Below are 18,165 nucleotides of genomic sequence, written 5' to 3'. Positions count from 1 at the left end.
TTTCCCGCGGCTGTCAGATGCCGAGATACGCGGTCTTGATGTGCGGATCGGCGAGCATTCCGGCGCCCGTGTTCTCGAGGGCGATGCGCCCGTTCTCGATGACATAGGCGCGATGGGCGATCTTGAGCGCGTGGAACGCCTTCTGCTCGACAAGAAGCACCGTTGTGCCCATCTCACAGATGCGGTCGACGATGCCGAACATCTGCTGGACGATGATCGGCGCGAGGCCCAGCGAGGGCTCATCCAGCATCAGCAGCTTGGGGTTGGCCATGAGCCCGCGGGCGATGGCAACCATCTGCTGCTCGCCGCCCGAGAGGGAGCCGGCGAGCTGGTCCAGCCGCTCGCGAATGCGGGGAAAGAGCTCGAGCACCTCGGCGAAGCGCCTTTCGGCCCCCTCCCGCGCGGCGGGATGGTAGGCACCCATGAGCACGTTGTCGCGCACGCTCATGACGGGGAAGAGCTGGCGCGCCTCCGGCACCTGGATGAGGCCGCGGCCCACAATGTCCGCAGGCGCCATGCCGGCGATGTCGACGCCGTCGAAGGTGATCCGCCCGGCGGTGGGCTTCACGAGGCCCGAGATGGCGCGCAGCAGCGTCGTCTTTCCCGCACCGTTGGCGCCGATGATGGTGACGACCTCGCCGCGGCCCACCTCGATCGACACGTCCTGCAGGATGACGGTGCGCCCGTAGCCGGCGGTGACGTTAGAGACCTTGAGCATCGACGAAGTCCTCTCCGAGATAGGCCTCGATCACGCGGCGGTTGCGCACCACCTCCCTAGGATCGCCCTGCGCGATGACCTTGCCGGAATCGATCACGACGATCCGGTCCGACAGGCTCATGATGGCCTGCATGTTGTGCTCGATGGCGATGACGGTGACGCCCGTGTCACGGATGGCGCGGACGAGCTCCACCATCTTCTGCGTGTCGGCCTGGTTCTGGCCCGCCATCACCTCGTCGAGCAGCAGGATCGACGGCTCGGTGGCGAGCGTGCGCGCGACCTCAAGGCGCTTCAGGTCGCCGATGGGCAGGTTGCGCGCCTCCACATCCTTCACGTGCAGGAGGCCGACGAGCCGGGCGACGCGCAGGGCCGCCGCACGCGCGTCCTCCACCGAGGCGTGGCGCATGAAGGCGCCGATCATGATGTTCTCGATCACCGTCAGCTTGCCGAAAGGCTGCACGATCTGGAACGTGCGACCGACGCCGAGGCGGGCGAACTCGTCGGGCCTGGTCGGCATCACGGGCCGGCCGGCCGCGTCGTAGACGACGACGGTGCCGGACGTGGGCCTGAGGAAGCCTGACATCTGGTTGAACACCGTCGTCTTGCCGGCGCCGTTGGGCCCGATGACGCCGAGGATCTCGCCCCGCCTCAGCGTGATCGACACATGGTCGGTCGCCGTGAGGCCGCCGAACTTCATGACGAGGTCGCGCGTCTCCAGCACCGGCTCGCCGGGCTTGCCGTCGATCTTGCGCAGGGCGGGCTCCTCCCGGTCGGGCGCCGCGCGCCGGCCGGGCAGCCTGTCGATGAGCGCCGTCACACGCGGGCCGAAGGTTCCGACGAGACCACCGGGCAGCGTCAGCGTGATCAGCACCAGCACAACGCCGTAGACAAAACCGTGCAGTCCGTTGGCCGAAGCGCCGAGCCAGCCGCGCGCGAGCTCGGCGATCGGCACCACAAGCACGGTGCCGAGCAGCGGCCCCGCCACGGTGCCGAGCCCGCCGATGAGCGCGAACATGGCGACCGAGACGGAACCCGAGAGCGAAAACATCGTCTCGGGCTCGAGAAAGGTGAGGTACATGGCGTGGAAGGAGCCGAAGAGGCTCGTCAGCGCCGCCGAGATCATCGCCGCCTTGAGCTTGGCGGCGGTGTTGCTGATGCCGGCAGCCGAGGCGGCGTCCTCTCGCTCGCGCACGGCGATGAGATAGTAGCCGAGGCGCGAGGTGCGGATGGCGTAGGAGACGGCGAGCGTCGCCAGGAGCAAGCCGAAGGCGATGTAGAGATAGTTGATCTTGTCCTGGAAGATCATCCACGCCCAGCCGAGCTTCAGCGGCACGATGAGGCCGGCCGAACCGCCGGTGAAGCCGTTGAAGTGGATGGCGAGCAGGCGCACGACCTCGAGGAAGGCGATGGTCGCGAGCGCGAAGAACGGCCCCCGCAGGCGAAAGCACGGATAGCCAATGCACACCGACAGGACGACAGACAGGGCGGCGCCTACCCACATGCCGAGCCAGGGCGTAAGCTCGTAGTGCTGGATGAGCAGCGCCGTCGTGTAGGCACCGATGCCGTAGAACACCATGTGGCCGAGCGACAGCTGCCCGGCATAGCCGCCCACGATGTTCCAGGCCGTCGACAGGCCGGCGAAGACGCAGATCGTGACGAAGACGTGCACGATGAACGGCGAGTCGATGACGATCGGGATGACGAGAAGCAGAGACAGGGCCGCGAGCGCCATGTAGACGCGCGGATTGCCCAGCCAGGCCAGGAAGGCGGCCAGACGGCCAGCAGGCGGAGCTTCGCTCAATGAGACTCTCACGGTCATGGGCTCTCACTCCGTGCCGCGGCCGAAGCCGAACAGGCCGGTCGGCTTGAAGATGAGGATGAGGATGAAGATCGCGAAATAGACGACCTCCTTGAGGTCGGGCGCGATGTAGTAGCCGGACAGGCTGTCAACGATGCCGATGATCATGGCACCGAGAAAGGCGCCGTACATGCTGCGCATGCCGCCGAGCACCACGACGACGAAGGCGGTCAGCACGAAATAGGTTCCGATCGTGGGCGTCACGGGGAAGAGCGGCGAGATGAGCGCGCTCGCAAGCCCCACGCAGGCCGCCCCGAGGCCGAAGGCGATGACATAGATGCGATCGACCCTGACACCCATGAGCTGCGCCGCGTTGCGGTTCTGGGCGGTGGCGCGGATGGCGCGGCCGAGAGGGGTCTTCTGCATGAAGAGATGCAGGCCGGCGACGAGCACCAGCGCGCTCACGAAGATCACGACCTGGGCATAGAGGACCGTGTAGCCACCGATCGACAGCGGCTTGCGCAGACCGGGCTCCTGCACCGAGTAGAGATCGGCCCCGAAGATGAGGAGCGCGAGGTTGATGAGCGCCGTTGAGAGGCCGACCGTGGCGAAGATCTGGATGTGCTCGTCAGCCCCCAGGAGCGGCTGGATGATGAAGCGCTGCACCAGCGCCCCGATGGCGAACAGCATGAGCACCATCGGCACCGCCGAGACATAGGGGTGCAGGCCGAAATGATGCGACAGGAGATAGACCGCATACATCCCGACCATCAGGAATTCGCCGTGCGCGAAGTTGACGACCCTGACGATGCCGAAGATCAGCGTCAGCCCGACGCTGATGATGGCGTACATGGCGCCGAGCATGATGCCGTTGAGGATGAGCTGGACGAGCACGTCCATCGCGAGGCCTCCGGACCGCGGAAGTTTTTTCGTTGAAGGCCGGGGCGCGGCGCGCGCCCCGGTCCGGTGGCCGCGTTACTGCGCGCCGACGCCGGTCTTCATCTCGGCAACGGCCGCCTCAGGCGGGAAGACCGTGACGAGCTCGCCACCCTGCCACTGCATCAGGAAGGGCGTGGCACGCACGTTCTGGCCGGACTCGTCGAACTTCGCACCCCAGCCGGTCGCGGTCGTCCCCTCGGGCACATCCACCGCCATCACCGCCTCGCGGATCGCCGGGCCCGAGAGGTCCTTGGCGGCGGCCATCGCGTCGAAGAAGACCTTGGCGCCCATGTAGTTGGTGAGGCTGTGGCCGGAGCGCGGCGCCATGCCGTACTTGGCCTCGTACTTCTTCACGAACTCGTCGATGCCCGGGGCAGCCTTGGGATTGGTGCGGAACTGGGTGAAGTCGACGTTAAGCGCGCCTTCCATGTTCTCGGCCCCGACCGCCTGCATGGTGTCGCGCAGGGAGTAGCCGCCGCCGGCCCCCATCACCGCCTTGGGCTTGAAACCCTGCTCCTTCATCTGGCGGAAGAAGAGCACCGTGTCGTTCTGGTAGGAGGTCTGCAGCACGACGTCGACGCCGGCGGACTTGAGACGCAGGATGACCGGCGTGAGATCAACCGACTTCGCCGAGTAGGGCAGCGTTTCGACCACGTTCAGCCCCATCTCCTTGGCGCGCGCCTGCTGATAGCCGGCGACCGTCTGGCCGTAGAGCGAATCCTCGTGGATGATCGCGATCTTGAGGCTCTTGGGATCGACGCCGAGCGCCGGCGCCACGGCCTCGGCCACCGCACTGACCATGCGGTTGGCGAACATGCGCGCCGTCGGGTTGGTGCGGTAGACATTCTTGAAGCCGCGCTCGGTGATGGGATCAGAGACCGCACCGAGCTCGAAATAGGGCACGCCGGCGAGCTCGGCCACCTGGGTGGCGGCGAGCGACAGCGACGAGGAATAGGTGCCGAAGATCACCGACACCTTGTCGACCGACGTCAGGCGCCGGGCCTCGCCCACAGCCTGGTTGGGGTCCACCGCGTCGCCGCGCACGATCTCGAGCTTCCGGCCGTTGATGCCGCCGGCGGCGTTGCGCTCCTCCACGGCGATCTCCAAGCCGCGGAAGCTCTCGTCACCGAGCAGGGCGAGGCCGCCGGAGAACGGATAGAGCGCACCGATCTTGATGGTGTCCTGAGCAAAAGAAGGCGCTGCCGACAGCGCCAAGCCGGCGGCGAGCGCCGCCTTGATGAGAACCTTCATTTGTTTCCTCCTTCTACCCCGCGGCTGAGCCGCGCAGGCAGCCCCTTGGGCCGGCGGCCGGTCTTCTTCCTTCCCGGTCCGCGCGGATAATGAAGATAACCAAGTTGCCTGACAAGTGGCAAATTGCTACCAAGCAACGGCGAGGATTAGATGCGACGCGGCCCCTCGCGGGCCGGCAAGTTGCACAGCCGGAGGAAAGTCCATGACCGTTCCCGCTTCCATGCGGCAGGCCCGCTTCGACGGTGCCGGCGGCCCTGAGGTGATACGCGTCGAAACCGCCCCTGTCCCCACGCCGGGGCTTGGTCAGGTGCTCATCGAGGTGGCCGCCGCCGGCGTCAACCGGCCCGACTGCCTGCAGCGGGCCGGCAACTATCCTCCACCTCCGGGCGCCACCGACATTCCCGGCCTCGAAGTGGCGGGCACCGTCGTCGCCGTCGGCGAGGGTGTTACAAGCCCCCGCCTCGGCGAGAAGGTCTGTGCCCTCGTCGTCAGCGGTGGCTATGCCGAATACTGCGTCGCCGACGCGCCGCTGTGCCTGCCCGTGCCGGCGCCGCTCTCCCTCACCGAGGCGGCTGGCCTGCCGGAAACCTTCTTCACGGTCTACGACAACGTCTTCACCCGCGGGCGGCTGCGGCCCGGCGAGACCCTGCTGGTACATGGCGGCTCGAGCGGAATCGGCTCCACTGCCATCCAGCTCGCCAAGGCCTTCGGCGCCACCGTCTACACCACCGCCGGCTCGCAGGAGAAATGCACCTTCTGCCTCGACCTTGGCGCCGACGCCGCCATCAACTACCGGGAGAAAGACTTCGTCGCCGAGGTCAAGGCCCTCACCCAAGGCCGGGGCGTCGACGTCGTGCTCGACATGGTGGGCGGCCCCTACATCGCCCGCAACCTCAGCATCCTCGCTGTCGAAGGCCGGCTGGTGCAGATCGCCTTCCTGCAATCCAGCAAGGTGGAGCTCGACCTGATGCCGCTGATGTTGAAGCGCCAGACCATCACCGGATCGACGCTGCGCGCCCGTTCCGTGCCGCTCAAGAAGGCCATCGCCGACGAGCTGCTCGCAAAGGTCTGGCCCCTGCTCGAGGCAGGCAAGGTGCGCCCCGTCGTGCATGCCACCTTCCCGCTCGAGGAGGTGCGCGCCGCGCACGAGCTGATGGAGTCGAGCGCCCACCAGGGCAAGATCATGCTGGAGATGCGCCGTGCTTGATTCGGATTCCCACGCCGGCCGGGTGGCCCTCGTCACGGGCGCCGGCCGCGGTATCGGACGCGCCATCGCCGACGCCCATGCAGCCGCCGGCGCAAGCGTCATCTATCTCGACCACGATGCGGCGCTGGTGGAGGAGGCCGCCGCGGCCGCCACGGCGCGCGGCTGGCGCGCCGTGGCCGTGACGGCGGATGTCGCTGACGAGGCTTCGGTGGCGGAAGCCGTGCGAAGGGGCACCGAAGCGCTCGGCCCCGTCACGCTGCTCGTCAACAACGCCGGCATCTCGCCCAAGACGGGCAGTGCCGGCGGCAAGGCCTTCGTCTGGGATATGCAGGCGGACGAGTGGCGCCGGGTGCTCGACGTGAACCTGACGGGCGCCTTCCTGGTGACGCGCGCGGTGGTCCCGCAGATGCGCGAGGCGCGCTACGGCCGCATCGTCAGCATCTCCTCGGTCGCCGGCCGCACCTATTGCGACATCGTCGGCGTGCATTACGCAGCCACGAAGGCCGCCCTCATCGGCTTCACCAAGCACCTGGCGGGCGAGCTGGGCCCCGCGGGCATCACGGTCAACGCTGTCGCTCCGGGCCGCATCGACACGCCGCTGATGCGCGGCACCTCGGCCGAAACGAACGAGGCGGTGCGGCAGGCGACCCCGCTGCAGAGGCTCGGCACACCCGAGGAAGTCGCCGCGGTGTGCCTCTTCCTCACCTCCGACAAGGCCGGCTTCGTCACGGGCCAGGTCTGCGACGTCGCCGGCGGATGGCTGATGACATGAGCACCCCGACCATCGACTTCTCGGGCCGGACCCTACTGCTCACCGGCGCCAACGGCTCCATCGGCAGGGCCATCGCCCGCCTCTTCCATGCGCTCGGCGCGAACTGTGCCCTGACCGACCTCGACACTGACGGCCTTTCCGCCTTCGCGGCCGGGCTCGATCCTGCCGGCACCCGCACCCTCGTGCTGCGCCAGGACGCCACGTCGCAGCCGGACGCCGAGGCAGCGGCGCGGCGCACGGCGGAGCGGTTCGGCCGCATCGACCATGTCGTCACCAGCGCCGGGCTCTACCGTGAGCGGTACGTGAAGGATATGGACGCGGAGCACTGGCGCCGCTCGCTCGCCGTCAACCTCGACGGCGTGTTCTACACCTGCAGGGCCGCGGTGCCCTTCCTCGCGGATGGCGGCGCCATCGTGAACATCGCCTCCATGGCCGGCCATCGCGGCAGCCTTGCCCACGCCGACTACGCGGCCGCCAAGGGCGGTGTGCTCACGTTCTCGCGCTCGCTCGCGCTGGAGCTTGCGCCGCGCATCAGGGTCAATGCCGTCTCGCCGGGGTTGATCGAAGGGCCCATGGTGCAGCATTTGATGGATGCGCGGGGACCAGAGCTTCTCGCCCAGACGCCGCTCAGGCGTCTCGGGACGCCGGACGAGGTGGCCCGCGTCGTCGCCTTCCTCTGCTCCGACTGGGCCGCCTTCGTCACCGGCGAAACGGTCCACGTCAACGGCGGGCTGTATGTTGCGAGCTGACGCCGGCACAGGGGCGGGGGAGGCAAATCGATGCCTGGATTGATGCGATGACCCAGTCCCACGAGTTTCTCGACCGCGCTCCCTCGCTGGCCGACACGCTAGCACAGAAGCTGCGCCAGGAGATCGCGGCCGGGCGCATGCGACCGGGCGAACGCCTGCCGACCGAACAGCAGATCTCCGAACGCTTCGGCGTCAGCCGGCCGACGGTGCGCGAGGCCATTGGGCGCCTCAAGCATGACGGCCTCGTCGTCACGCGGCAGGGGGCCGGCGCCTTCATTGCCGAGCCCGGCGCGGCCACCGCCTTCCGTCTTGATGTCGAGGACTTCACCAACCGCGACGAGATCCGAAACATCGTGGAGCTGCTCATGGCGGTGGAGGCCACGGCGACGGAGCTCGCCGCCCAGCGTCGCAGCGAGGAGGATCTCGCCGCCATCCAGGCCCAGCTCGACGCCATGCAGGCCGCCATCGACCGTGGCGAGCCCGGCGTCGAGGAGGATGTCGCCTTCCATCGCGCCATCGTCGACGCGACGGGCAACCCCTTCTTCCGCGACCTCTCGGATTTTCTCGACCGGCGCGTGCGCCACTTCATCCGCACCGCCCGTGCCAATACGGCGCGCATGGGCGGGCTGACCCAGAGCGTCCAGGCCGAGCACCAGGCGATCTTCGACATGATCGCCAGGGCCGACCCGGCTGGCGCCCGGCGCGCGGCAGAGACCCACCTGCGCAACGCCGCCGAGCGCCTGTCGCTCTACCTGGCAAAGTAGCGCGCTCCACCGTCGGCAGGTCGACAAACCGCCGGAAAAGGCCGCGGCCGCCGGCTGCGTAGACGCATCGCCCCCGGCGGGGTGATCCCGCCGTCCGGGCGCGAATGGCGGGAAAGCTTGTCCTGCCGGTTGGCAAGGGCGCTTCGCTCATCCGATCCGATTAGCCCGCCATCATGCCTTGGCTGCCGGCTTGCTCTAGAGTTCGAGCCGGGGCCAAGACGACCGCCGAAGCACGCGCTCCCGGCGCGACTGGCCTTCCAATCCACCGTGCATGGGAATCCGCCGACGCGAGGTTCGAGGGACGGTCATGACGTTACCCACTGGCCCCGCCCCTGCGACAAGCGGTGTGATGACAGCATGGGCACAGCTCGTCGACCAGATCTTCACCGTCTGGCGGGAGGCCGGCCTCGTATGGAAGCCGCGCGTGCGCTGGTTTCCACGCATCCCCCCGCACCTCGACATCGTCTTCGGCTGGCTGTTCGACCCGGCCGACGGAGACGACGCCGATGCCATCCTCTTCTGTGATGAGCGCAGCTGGTCGCCGCTGCATGACATCCGCGACCATGCGGGCGGGCTGCAGCTGCCGATGATCGACATCAGGGGCCGGGCCGGCGAGTTCGCCGATGCCGCCTTCGACATCATGCAGCCGCCAACCTGGAGCGAGACGGCAAGGCGCATCGTCGGTTTCCGCCGGCAGCGCGAAAAGCTCGCGCCGCAGTACAGGCAGACGGGCGAGCCGGACCTCCAGCTTCTCGCCCACATGTATGTGTCCGGCCGCCCCCTGCGCGGCATGCGCTATCCCCTCACGCCGGAGGCCGTCTGCTATCCCGGCTTCTTCTCGGCCGCCAGGGTTGTTCCCATCGCTGAGGAGCTCGCCCTGCGCGGGCTCCTCAGGAAGACATTCCTCGATCGCCTGCACGAATGCCGCATCTGCCGGTCCCGCCGGCTGAGCGCGCGCGAGGAGTGCCCCTCCTGCCGCTCGGCGGACCTGCGCGAGACCGGCCTCATCCACCACTACCAATGCGCCGCCCTGCTGCCGGAAGAGCAGTTCCGCCGCGGCGCCGCCCTCGTCTGTCCTAAATGCAGCCGGCAGCTGCGCAACTACGGCAAGGACTACGACCGCCCCGGCCACGCCTACGTCTGCAACACATGCGACGCGACCTCCTCCGAACCGGAAGTCGGCTTCGTCTGCCTCGATTGCAGCGCGCGGATGGACGGCGACGCCGCCGAGCGGGTGGACATCTTCAGCTACTCGCTCACCGATGCGGCGAGGGCCCTTCTGGAAGGTCGCGGGCCGATGCTGGCGGCGCGCATGCCCGTGTCGCTGCAACGGGAGGTGGCCCGCATCAACGCCACGGCCGGTATGCGCGCTGGCATCGCCGAAATCCGTTTCGCCGGGAAGGAGGAGCTCATCGCCACCCATGGCCCCACGGCCTTCCGCAAGTCGCGCGACCTGCTCGTCGAGAACCTGCGCAACAGGCTCGCCGGTGTCGGCTCGGTGCACGTGGCGGAGGATGCCGTCTATATCCTCATCGAGCGATTCGAGGCCCAGGCGGAGGCATGGCTGCGCAGCCTCCTCCTCCGCAGCGAGAACCTGTTGCGGCACAAGCTCGACGCCCGCCTCACCATCGCGAAGATCCTGGGAACCGCCCAGCCGTGACCACGCTCGAACTCGGCCTTTCCTTCCTTCTCGGCCAGTCGACCCTCAGCATCGTGGTCGTCTTCTGGTACACGCTGATCTTCGAGTTTCCGCGCTACATCCTGCCTTTTCTCGTGGTCGGCCTCGTCATGCGCTCGCGGGAGGAGGCGCCGCCAGCCACGGCGGAGACGGAGCCCCGATTCCGGCCGAGTGTCAGCATCATCCTCGTCGGCCACAACGAGGAGCGGGCGCTGGAGGCCTGCGTGCGCTCCCTCCACGAGCAGTCGCTGACCGATTTCGAGATCGTCATCGCCAGCGACGGTTCGACGGACCGCATGCGCGCAGTGGCCCGCGACCTCGTGCGGCGCGGCCTCGCCACACGGGCTCTCGCCACGGACCTGCGCGGCGGCAAGCCGAGCGGCATCAACCTTGCCAGCACCTTCGTCACCGGCGACATCATCGTCAACGTCGACTGCGACTGCTCCTTCGACCGCTATGCCATCGAGCGCCTCGTGGAGCCCTTCGCAGACCCGCGCGTCGGGGCGGTGTGCGGCGACATCGCGCCGCGCAACAGCGAGGCGAGCGTCATTGCGCAGTTCCAGGAGATCGAATACCTGCAATCGATCTCCGTCGGAAAGCGCATCGCCAACGCCATCGACCAGGTGGTCTGCGCCTCCGGCGCCTTCAGCGCCTTCCGACGCCAGGCACTGGAGGACATCGGCGGCTTCGAGGCCGGCGGCGGCGAGGACCTCGACACGACGATCCGCCTGCGCCGCAAGGGCTGGCGCGTCGTCTTCGCGCCCGAGGCCGTCTGCTACACCGACGTGCCGGAGACGCTCTATCAATACATCCGCCAGCGGCTGCGCTGGGACCGGGACTCCATCTGGATCCGCTTCCGCAAGCACGCGCGGCTGATGAGCCCGCTGTCGCCGGCCTTCCGCCCGGGCGAGGCCTTCCACCAGTGGGACTTCGCACTGTTCAACGTGGCCGCCGCCTTCGCCTTTCCCGTCTATCTCGCCTGGCTGTTCGCGCAGTTCGGCTCCTTCGCGATCGCCATCCTCATCGCCATGCAGATCGGCCTGATGCTCGTCGATGCGCTCATCCTCGCCGTCTCCACCTGGTGCACGGGCCGGCGCGTTTTCCTGCGCAACCTGCCCTTCCTGCCGGGCTACTCGCTGTTCATGACGTACGTCATGCGCCTCGTGCGCCTGTACGCCTACATCGAGGAATGGGCGTTCTCGGGCTCGCACCGCGACAACTATACGCCGCTCAAAGTCCGCCTGCAGCGGCCCTGGTAAGACGGGGGCCCACGTGAAACGCCTTCGCAGACAACCGCGTGTCGATCGCCTCGATGCTCAGCAGCGCTCCGCCTCGGGCCGCCTCGGCCGCACCGTCTACCTCGTGCTCGTCACCCTCTTCTTCGGCTCGCTGGCCTATTACATGGTCGGCAACATGTTCGTCCTGTCGCTCGACGGCACGGTCCTCACGGAGCGCTATTCGGTTGGGGCGAGCTATCCCGGGCGCGTCATGGAGGTCTACGTCAAGGAAGGAGACAGGGTGGAGGCGGGCATGCCGCTCATCCGCATCGAATCCTTCGAGATGATCCGGGAGCTCGCCAACTTCGCCCTGCGCGACAGCGAGCTGTCCATCCGCGAAGGGCAGCTCAACGGCCGGCTGACGACCATCGCGGCCATCGCGCCGCTGGCCGAGCGAACGGCGCGGGAGACCGGCGCCACCGCCACCCAGTTCGACACCATCTCCGGCCGCGGGATCGTCTCCCTGCTGTCCAAGGACGACGCCCTGCGCAATAGCCTGCAGGCCGCCGAGCGCCTCGCCGCGCTGCAGAGCGAGAAGATCGCGACCGAGAACGAGCTCGTCCTGCTCAGGCGCTCCCGCGCCATCTTCCGCGAGGCCATCGACAAACTCAACGGCCTCTACGACGACGGCTACCTGCGCGCCGGCGCGCCTGGCGTCGTCGGTGCCAAGGTGCCGATCCCGGGGCAGATCGTGAAGTTCGGCGACGAGCTGATGCAGATCAACTTCGGCCGGTCCTACATCCTCGCCTACCTGCCGGACGCCTACCTGTTCGAGGTCAGCGAGGGCATGCCGGTGCGCGTGAAGGGCGGCCCCCACTCGGCGCGCGGCCGCATCGAGGCGATTCTGACTGTCGCCGACGCCCTGCCGGCGGAGTTCCAGAACATGTTCCGCCCGCGCGACCGCTCACGCCTCGTACGCATCGGTCTCGAGCAGCCGAACCCCTTCGCCGTGTCCCAGAAGGTGACGGTCACGGGCTGCGCCTTCGGCTATTGCTGGACGCGGTGATGGGGCGTGCCGGGACGGGGCAACGGATGCGGCAGCAAATCTGTCCGTCCGAACCGTCGGCCATAGCAATGGCAGCGGAGGAGGGATCCGAACCTCCAAAGCCCGCTAAGTCATTGCTGAAAATCCACAAAAACGGGGCTTTCTCACGCATGGACCTGTGTATGCGCATACCCAGGTCTGGGCTGCGCGTCAAGGAGTTCATCGCTGCCCCTGGACCTCGGCATGCGACGTCCAGCATGAAGTCCGCCAGCAGCTCCTTCAGCCTGCGACCCTTGCCCTCGAGGCTCTTCAGTCGCCGGGCTTCCGCGACCTCCGGTTCGCAGCGCCGGAGTACCCTCCCGTGATTACGCACGTCGCAGCGTTCACCGCACGGATGGTGCCCGACGCGCTGAACTCCATGGGGACGAGGACGAGGTGCATGCTTTGGCTCCGGCGGCCGGGAGTGGCCTTATTTAGGTCAGCGGCAACGATTGGCGATCCCGATTGGATAACGCGGCGTTACGGGTTTGTGCTGTCATATGAGCCTTTGCATGAGAGGCTTATGCTAGGAAGCTTGGCCGGAGTCGATCGGAAACTGGAGAGTTTCTTGAAAGATGCAGTGGTCTATTAGGTCGTTGCCGTCCGCGCGTCAGCAATACCACTAAATCATGCATCCGGCTCGTTAACCAACCGTAGGACCAGGAGACCATTGGCCGGGGAAAAGCCGCCGGCGGCAGATCCCGCATATTGACGCTTTCATCCGCCCCCTCCACCATATCTGGTAGTTCATGGGTCCTTGACGATGAGTCGAGGCTAAGAGGGAATCCGGTGAGCCGAGAGGCGAATCCGGGGCTGCCCCCGCAACTGTGAGCGGCGAGTTTCCTGCCATCCAGTGTCACTGGTGAGCAATCACCGGGAAGGCCGGCAGGAGGCGATGACCCGCAAGCCAGGAGACCTGCCCGGAACTGTCGATCATGTCCTCGGGCGGGGTGCCCCGTTGGATCGCTTGGTGAACCGCGCGTCTTCGCGGTCTCGTTTTGCGTTCCTCGGCCCATGCCCCCTACAGTTTGGGGTTGCCGAATGTCTTCTTCCCTCCACGCCGACCATGCCGCTGCTCCGGCGGTGATAACAATATCGTCGACCACCGCCCGCCCAGGTGGTTCCGAGCCGGGTTATCAGATCATCCGCCGCAACGGCGCAGTCACGCCCTTCGATCCCACCAAGATCGCCGTTGCGCTCACCAAGGCCTTCCTCGGCGTCGAGGGCTCCTCGGCCGCTGCCTCCCGGCGTGTGCACGACATCGTTGAAGACCTGACGCGCGAGATCGTCTCCGCCCTGACACGCCGGGCCGAGGCGGGTCGGACCTTCCACATCGAAGATGTTCAGGACCAGGTCGAACTCGCCCTCATGCGCGCCGGACACCAGAAGGTCGCCCGCGCTTACGTGCTCTGTCGGGAGGAGCGGGCCGCGGAACGGGCCAAGGCAATCCCGCAAGCCGTCCCGGCCGCGCCCAGCCTCCAGATGCGCCTCGAGGATGGCACGCGCGTTCCTCTCGACATGGCTCGTCTCTCCGCGATCGTGAGCGAGGCCTGCGAGGGACTGGCCGATGTGTCGGCGGAGGCGATCCTCACCGAAACGATGCGCAACCTCTACGACGGCATCACCGAAGACGAACTGGCCCAGGCTCCCGTCCTGGCTGCCCGCACCCTGATCGAGCGTGAGCCGAACTATGCCTACGCCAGCGCTCGCCTGCTTCTCGATAGCCTGCGCCGCGAGGCGCTCTCGGCCGTTCATGGCGGATCGCAGCAGGCGACCCAGGCCGAGATGGCAAGCCGCTATGCTGATTATTTCCCGGTCTATGTGAGAAAGGGCATCGAGGCCGAATTGCTCGAACCGGAGCTCGGCCGCTTCGACCTGGCGCGTCTGGCCTCGGCGCTGAAGCCCGAGCGCGATCTGGAGTTCCAGTATCTCGGCCTCCAAACCCTCTACGACCGCTACTTCCTGCACATCGAGGGCGTCCGCTTCGAGCTGCCGCAGGCCTTCTTCATGCGCGTCGCCATGGGATTGGCGTTGCGTGAGATCGACCGCGAGGCCAAGGCCATCGAGTTCTATGACCTTCTGTCCTCGTTCGACTTCATGGCCTCGACGCCGACCCTATTCAATGCGGGCACCACGCGCCCGCAGCTCTCGTCCTGCTTCCTCACCACGGTGCCCGATGATCTCGAGGGCATCTTCAAGTCGATCAAGGACAACGCCCTGCTCGCGAAGTACTCCGGCGGCTTGGGCAACGACTGGACACCTGTCCGCGGCCTCGGCGCCCACATCAAGGGCACCAACGGCGAGAGCCAGGGTGTCGTGCCGTTCCTGAAGGTTGCCAACGACACGGCAATTGCTGTCAATCAGGGTGGCAAGCGAAAGGGGGCGGTCTGCGCCTACCTTGAGACCTGGCACATCGACATCGAGGAGTTCCTCGACCTGCGCAAGAACACGGGCGACGACCGCCGCCGCACGCATGACATGAACACCGCCAACTGGGTGCCGGACCTGTTCATGCAGCGCGTGGCCGAGGATGGTATCTGGACCCTGTTCTCACCGGACGAAACGTCAGACCTGCACGACCTCTACGGCCCGGCGTTCAAGACCGCCTACGAGGCTTATGAGGCCAAGGCGGCCGCGGGCGGGATCAAGGTGTTCAAGCAGGTGCGCGCCGTCGATCTCTGGCGGCGGATGCTGACCATGCTGTTCGAGACCGGGCATCCCTGGATCACCTTCAAGGACCCGTGCAACATCCGCTCGCCGCAGGGCCATGTGGGCGTCGTGCACTCGTCCAACCTGTGCACCGAGATCACCCTCAACACGTCGCGGGACGAGGTGGCGGTGTGCAACCTCGGCTCCGTCAATCTCGCCCGCCACGTGACGGCCCAGGGCCTCGACCATGCTAAGCTGGAGCGCACGGTGCGCATCGCCATGCGCATGCTCGACAACGTGATCGACATCAACTTCTACACCATCCCGGAGGCCCGCCGCTCGAACCTGCGCCACCGCCCGGTGGGGTTGGGCCTCATGGGCTTCCACGACGCGCTCCAGACCCTGCGGCTACCCTACGCCTCGGACGGGGCCGTGCAGTTTGCCGACGAGAGCATGGAGGTGCTCTCCTACCACGCCATCGCCGCCTCGGTGGATCTGGCCGCCGAGCGCGGGCGCTATCCGAGCTTCGAGGGCTCGCTGTGGTCGAAGGGTATCCTGCCCATCGATTCCGTCCGGCTCCTGGCCGATGCCCGCGGCGTCACCCTCGAGGCCTCCTCGACCCTGGACTGGGACACCCTCCGGCAGCGGGTGAAGACCATCGGCATGCGCAATTCGAATTGCATGGCCATCGCTCCGACCGCCACGATCTCGAACATCTGCGGCGTGTCGCAGTCCATCGAGCCTTCCTTCCGCAACCTCTTCGTGAAGGCCAACATGTCCGGAGACTTCACGGTGGTGAACGCCTCCCTTGTCCACACCCTCAAGGAGCGCGGTCTGTGGGACGAGGTGATGATCGCAGACCTGAAGTACTTCGACGGCAGCCTCGCCTCCATCGACCGGGTGCCGGACGATCTGAAGGCACTCTACGCCACGGCGTTCGAGATCGATCCCTCCTGGCTGATCGAGGCTGCGGCACGGCGGCAGAAGTGGATCGATCAGGCGCAGTCTCTGAACCTCTACATCGTCAATCCGAACGGCCGGAAGCTCGACTCCATGTACCGCCTGGCCTGGGAACGTGGGCTCAAGACCACCTACTACCTGCGCGCCACGTCGGCGACGCATGTGGAGAAGTCCACGCTGAAGGGCACTGACGGCAAGCTCAACGCCGTGCAGGTCATGCCCATTGCCATGCCGGCCAGCGTGGTGCCCGAGGGCAAGGTCTGCTTCATCGACGATCCCGAGTGCGAGGCCTGCCAGTAGCGCCGGCCCGCACCTGACCGCGGCCACGCCGGATGGCGTGGCCGCTCATACCCGTCTTTCAAGTCATTAAGGATTGCACCATGCTCGATTGGTCTGAACCCAACCACGCCTCTGTTTCCGCTCCGAACCCGACCCCTGTTCCATTGCAACCGACTGCGGCCACGGGCCTGGGCACCATCGATCGCGCGGGTGGCCGTGTCAGCGTCGACGACAAGCGGATGATCAACTGCCGCGCCGACGTGAACCAGCTCCTGCCGCTCAAGTACAAGTGGGCCTGGGAGAAGTACCTCGCCGCCTGCAACAACCATTGGATGCCGACCGAGGTCTCCATGCAGGCCGACATCGCATTGTGGAAGTCGCGCGACGGGCTGACCGAGGATGAGCGGCGCATGGTCAAGCGCAACCTCGGGTTCTTCGCCGCCTCCGAGAGCTTGGTGGCCAACAACATCGTGCTGGCGATCTACCGCCACCTGACCAACCCGGAATGCCGCCAGTACCTGCTGCGTCAGGCCTTCGAGGAGGCGGTGCATACACACACCTTCCAGTACATCGTGGAAAGCCTCGGCCTCGACGAAGGCGAGCTGTTCAACATGTACCGCGAAGTTCCCTCGATCACCGACAAGGCAGCTTGGGCGCTCAAGCACACACAAGGCATCGAGAACCCGGAGTTCAGGACGGGCACCCCGGAGGCGGACCAGGCTTTCCTGCGCGATCTCGTGGCCTTCTACGTGATCTTCGAGGGCATGTGGTTCTACACGGGCTTCGCGCAGATCCTGTCGCTCGGCAGACGCAACAAGATGGTCGGCATCGCCGAGCAGTACCAGTATATCCTGCGCGACGAGAGCCTCCACCTGAACTTCGGCATCGACGTCATCAACCAGATCAAGATCGAGAACCCGCACCTGTGGACGCAAGCGTTCCAGGACGAGATCAGGTCCATGCTACGGGAAGGCGCCCAGCTCGAGGCAGCCTATGGCCGGGACACGATGCCGAACGGTTTCCTCGGCCTGAACGCGGCATCCTGCGAGCAGTACATGCACTTCATCGCCAACCGCCGCTGCGGCCAGCTCGGGCTCCAACCCGTGTTCCCGGAAGCCGAGAACCCGTTCCCATGGATGTCGGAGGCCATGGACCTGAAGAAGGAGAAGAACTTCTTCGAGACCCGGGTCATCGACTACCAGAGCGGCGGTGCACTCGCCTGGGATTAGCGCCTATCGTCATGCCCTCCCTTGCAGGGGGCGTGTGGTTTGCCCTCCAGGGTGGACCACGTAGCGTTCGCTTCAGGAAGGGCACTCCTCAACCGAAGGGCGGAGTTTTCGCGGCTCGCGAAGACGGTCGCGGAACCCCATCGATCGAGATGGTATCATTACAGGGCGGCCTCGCTCAGGCGAAGTGCCCATCATTTCCTCGCGCTCCGAATTGAGCGCGGAAAATAGCTGCTTCACGGGCACTGACCCGTGTGTTGGCGGCCTCTTCTACCGAATGCCGCGTCAGTTCATCTCGAAGGCGAACGCCAATTCTTGCCGGCACACCCCCTGTCTCGACATACAGGTAGCCGATCCGGCAGCAGGCCAGACATATGCTCCCAGCGACTTGTTCACGTTCCCGCCTTGGGCTATGTGTTCTGCATGATGTTTATGTCCACGTTCTTCCCGCTGATCTGAACGACTGAAGGTCGTTCCGGTGCTTTGGCGCCATTGAGATCAAACGGCTCCGCTTGACGCGGTAGCCGGACGGAGAACGTGCAATGCCCAACATCGATCATGTCGGCCTGACCCCCGGTCAGGTCCAGAGCTTCATCGACGATGGTTTCGTCAGAATCGAAAATGCCTTCAGCGCCGACCTTGCAAGGCAATGCCGGGACGCGTTGTGGGCCGAGATAGGCCTGTCGCCGGATAAGCCCGAGCAATGGGCTCGCCCCGTCGTTAGGGTGGGGTTCAAGTCCTCGCCCCCCTTCGTTGCAGCCGCCAACACGCCGCAGCTTCGTATCCCTCCGGTGACGGCCGCCTTGCGGTCTGAGGGCGAACGTCGGAAGTCCTAGGGACAATCCTAGGAGTAGCCCTATGACGATGCCGCGAG

14 protein-coding genes and 1 riboswitch are annotated in these 18,165 nt (G+C 66.4%); of the genes, 10 read left to right on the top strand and 4 right to left on the bottom strand.

The genetic code is table 11. The features are described 5' to 3' along the window. Positions 1-13 precede the first annotated feature (13 nt). The 4 genes from HNQ73_RS16585 to HNQ73_RS16570 form a co-directional block, all read right to left on the bottom strand. On the bottom strand, positions 14-718 hold the full coding sequence (locus HNQ73_RS16585) for an ABC transporter ATP-binding protein (protein WP_183336315.1): 705 nt from the start codon (positions 716-718) through the stop codon (positions 14-16). Continuing rightward, complete coding sequence (locus HNQ73_RS16580; protein WP_244650012.1) at positions 702-2,519, bottom strand: branched-chain amino acid ABC transporter ATP-binding protein/permease; 1,818 nt, start codon at positions 2,517-2,519, stop codon at positions 702-704. The genes HNQ73_RS16585 and HNQ73_RS16580 overlap by 17 nt, the downstream gene beginning before the upstream one ends. Before the next feature lie 24 nt (positions 2,520-2,543). Further along, positions 2,544-3,416 carry a branched-chain amino acid ABC transporter permease gene (locus HNQ73_RS16575; protein WP_183336313.1) on the bottom strand — a complete coding sequence of 291 codons (873 nt, stop codon included), beginning with the start codon at positions 3,414-3,416 and terminating at the stop codon, positions 2,544-2,546. A 75-nt stretch (positions 3,417-3,491) separates the two neighbouring features. Beyond that, complete coding sequence (locus HNQ73_RS16570; RefSeq protein WP_183336311.1) at positions 3,492-4,706, bottom strand: ABC transporter substrate-binding protein; 1,215 nt, start codon at positions 4,704-4,706, stop codon at positions 3,492-3,494. A 202-nt stretch (positions 4,707-4,908) separates the two neighbouring features. Between HNQ73_RS16570 and HNQ73_RS16565 the strand changes: the two genes are divergently transcribed. The 10 genes from HNQ73_RS16565 to HNQ73_RS16520 all read left to right on the top strand — a co-directional run bounded on the left by HNQ73_RS16565 (position 4,909) and on the right by HNQ73_RS16520 (position 18,127). Then, a complete protein-coding gene (locus HNQ73_RS16565; protein ID WP_183336310.1) occupies positions 4,909-5,913 on the top strand; it encodes an NAD(P)H-quinone oxidoreductase in 1,005 nt (334 codons plus the stop codon). Next, complete coding sequence (locus HNQ73_RS16560; RefSeq protein WP_183336307.1) at positions 5,906-6,685, top strand: SDR family oxidoreductase; 780 nt, start codon at positions 5,906-5,908, stop codon at positions 6,683-6,685. Before HNQ73_RS16565 ends, HNQ73_RS16560 begins: the two co-directional genes overlap by 8 nt. Further along, on the top strand, positions 6,682-7,434 hold the full coding sequence (locus tag HNQ73_RS16555; protein ID WP_183336305.1) for an SDR family NAD(P)-dependent oxidoreductase: 753 nt from the start codon (positions 6,682-6,684) through the stop codon (positions 7,432-7,434). Before HNQ73_RS16560 ends, HNQ73_RS16555 begins: the two co-directional genes overlap by 4 nt. A gap of 47 nt (positions 7,435-7,481) precedes the next feature. Continuing rightward, positions 7,482-8,198 carry a FadR/GntR family transcriptional regulator gene (locus HNQ73_RS16550; RefSeq protein WP_183336303.1) on the top strand — a complete coding sequence of 239 codons (717 nt, stop codon included), beginning with the start codon at positions 7,482-7,484 and terminating at the stop codon, positions 8,196-8,198. 349 nt (positions 8,199-8,547) lie between these two features. Next, on the top strand, positions 8,548-9,858 hold the full coding sequence (locus HNQ73_RS16545) for a TackOD1 domain-containing metal-binding protein (protein WP_183336301.1): 1,311 nt from the start codon (positions 8,548-8,550) through the stop codon (positions 9,856-9,858). Then, complete coding sequence (locus HNQ73_RS16540; RefSeq protein WP_183336299.1) at positions 9,855-11,135, top strand: glycosyltransferase family 2 protein; 1,281 nt, start codon at positions 9,855-9,857, stop codon at positions 11,133-11,135. Before HNQ73_RS16545 ends, HNQ73_RS16540 begins: the two co-directional genes overlap by 4 nt. A 13-nt stretch (positions 11,136-11,148) precedes the next feature. After that, the gene (locus tag HNQ73_RS16535; protein ID WP_183336297.1) at positions 11,149-12,159 is read left to right on the top strand and encodes an HlyD family secretion protein; all 1,011 of its coding nucleotides are present in this window, start codon (positions 11,149-11,151) and stop codon (positions 12,157-12,159) included. Between the two features lie 751 nt (positions 12,160-12,910). Further along, positions 12,911-13,115: riboswitch (cobalamin riboswitch) on the top strand. Between the two features lie 103 nt (positions 13,116-13,218). Continuing rightward, complete coding sequence (locus HNQ73_RS16530) at positions 13,219-16,086, top strand: ribonucleoside-diphosphate reductase subunit alpha (protein WP_183336295.1); 2,868 nt, start codon at positions 13,219-13,221, stop codon at positions 16,084-16,086. Positions 16,087-16,166: 80 nt separating this feature from the next. Beyond that, complete coding sequence (locus HNQ73_RS16525; protein WP_183336293.1) at positions 16,167-17,294, top strand: ribonucleotide-diphosphate reductase subunit beta; 1,128 nt, start codon at positions 16,167-16,169, stop codon at positions 17,292-17,294. Positions 17,295-17,833: 539 nt separating this feature from the next. After that, positions 17,834-18,127 carry a hypothetical protein gene (locus tag HNQ73_RS16520; RefSeq protein ID WP_246512321.1) on the top strand — a complete coding sequence of 98 codons (294 nt, stop codon included), beginning with the start codon at positions 17,834-17,836 and terminating at the stop codon, positions 18,125-18,127. Positions 18,128-18,165 lie beyond the last annotated feature (38 nt).

The sequence above is a fragment of the Chelatococcus composti genome, assembly GCF_014201415.1.
Taxonomy (GTDB): domain Bacteria; phylum Pseudomonadota; class Alphaproteobacteria; order Rhizobiales; family Beijerinckiaceae; genus Chelatococcus_A; species Chelatococcus_A composti.
The sequence above is the reverse complement of the archived record's forward strand: the minus strand, read 5'-3'. Positions and strand labels throughout refer to the sequence as shown.